Genomic DNA, 1,417 nt, shown 5'->3' on the forward strand with positions numbered 1-1,417 from the left:
ACTACAGCCCCTTATTTTTTTAGGAGATAACCATGTCCGAAACACAAAAGAAAGCCTATTTGGTTACTGCCGCTATGGCGATTTTGCACAACGGTAAACGCTACGAGCAAGGCGACAAAATCGAACTCACCGATGAAGAAGCTGAACGCATTGCACTTTATGTGCAGTTAGTTGAACCTGAACAAGTTCAATCTGAATCAGCTGTTACTGAAGCCGATATTCAAGAGGCTGAAGCCAACATTTCACAAGCAGAAGCCAAAACGAAAGGTAAAAAAGGCGAATAATCAATGTACATCAAGGCACAAGATTTAACAGACGTGATGGATGAAATCACGTTAAGACAGCTTTCAACGGATAACAGCAGAGCGACAGAAATCAATCAAGCTGTAATCGCCAAAGCGTGCGAATACGCCACTGAAACGGTGGACGGCTATCTCCGTTCCCGTTATCTGTTGCCGTTAAATCAAGTACCAACCTTGGTGCGCAACATCTACTTGCAGCTGGCTCGCTACTGGCTCTATTCACGTCGTCCAGACGGCAAGGGCTTTCCGCCCAATGTGAAAGATGCCCACGCACAAACGTTGAAGGATTTGGAACGCATTGCCGACGGTAAATTGCATTTGGGCTTGCTGGAAGTCGGTACGGAAACAGACGACTGTTTGCCGTCCGCCTTGAAGTTTAAAGCCCGTGCGCCGCAGAAATTGGATTTGTCGGGCTATTAAGGATCGCATCTATGAGTGCCACTTTACCGATTTTGCAAAGTATCAGAGAGCATATCGAACAGAAGACCACGAGTTTCAGTATCGAACTATTCCCTGATGACCTTGAACACTACAACCTACTCGACCCTTTTGGTGCAGTATGCAGGTTCCAAATTTGAAAGTCTTGATAGCACCGATATTATCCAACAACGCCGGAAAGTGTTGGTTGCCCTAACTGTGATTGCTCGCAGTCAGCACGATGACACCGGTGCGTTGGAAATGCTCGACCAGTTACGCCTTGCAGTAGTCGGATTTAAACCGACGAACTGTACGCCTTGTCATCTTATTAGTGAAGAATTTGCCGGTGAAGACAACGGGCTTTGGCAATACCAACTTATTGTACAAACTGAGACATGGCAGGTAGAAGACCGACAGGCGGTTAAATCTGCACCGAAATTTGCACATTTAATTAAACGCTCAACCACGCAACCGTTAGATACACGGTTGAAAACCAAACAAGGAGAATAATATGGCAGTAGCCTTTCACCACGGTTCGGAAACCGAACGTATTAACGGTGGTACAGTCGCTATCCGTCAAATTGACGGGGCGATTATTGGTTTGGTTGGCACAGCACCGATTGGCGCAACCAATGAAATTACCCTGTGCCAAACCTCAAAACATTTTTCGCAATTCGGCAATCTAGTAGATAAAGGTT

2 protein-coding genes and 2 pseudogenes are annotated in these 1,417 nt (G+C 45.9%); all 4 read left to right on the top strand.

All coding sequences use genetic code 11. The features are described from left to right. Positions 1-32 precede the first annotated feature (32 nt). Positions 33-284, top strand: a complete 252-nt coding sequence (locus tag HMPREF0027_RS11170; protein ID WP_005625397.1) for a DUF7210 family protein — start codon at positions 33-35, stop codon at positions 282-284. 3 nt (positions 285-287) lie between these two features. Continuing rightward, the gene (locus HMPREF0027_RS11175) at positions 288-722 is read left to right on the top strand and encodes a gp436 family protein (RefSeq protein ID WP_005625399.1); all 435 of its coding nucleotides are present in this window, start codon (positions 288-290) and stop codon (positions 720-722) included. Between the two features lie 11 nt (positions 723-733). Continuing rightward, positions 734-1,229: pseudogene (locus HMPREF0027_RS11180) on the top strand (Gp37 family protein). A 1-nt stretch (position 1,230) separates the two neighbouring features. After that, positions 1,231-1,417 (top strand): annotated as a pseudogene (locus HMPREF0027_RS11185) (phage tail sheath family protein); the annotation flags it as partial.

The organism is Actinobacillus ureae ATCC 25976 (assembly GCF_000188255.1).
GTDB lineage: Bacteria > Pseudomonadota > Gammaproteobacteria > Enterobacterales > Pasteurellaceae > Actinobacillus > Actinobacillus ureae.

Coding starts and splice junctions, on each gene's coding strand:
- HMPREF0027_RS11175 (WP_005625399.1), top strand. CDS start 288: ATGTACATCAAGGCACAAGATTTAACAGACGTGATGGATGAAATCACG.
- HMPREF0027_RS11170 (WP_005625397.1), top strand. CDS start 33: ATGTCCGAAACACAAAAGAAAGCCTATTTGGTTACTGCCGCTATGGCG.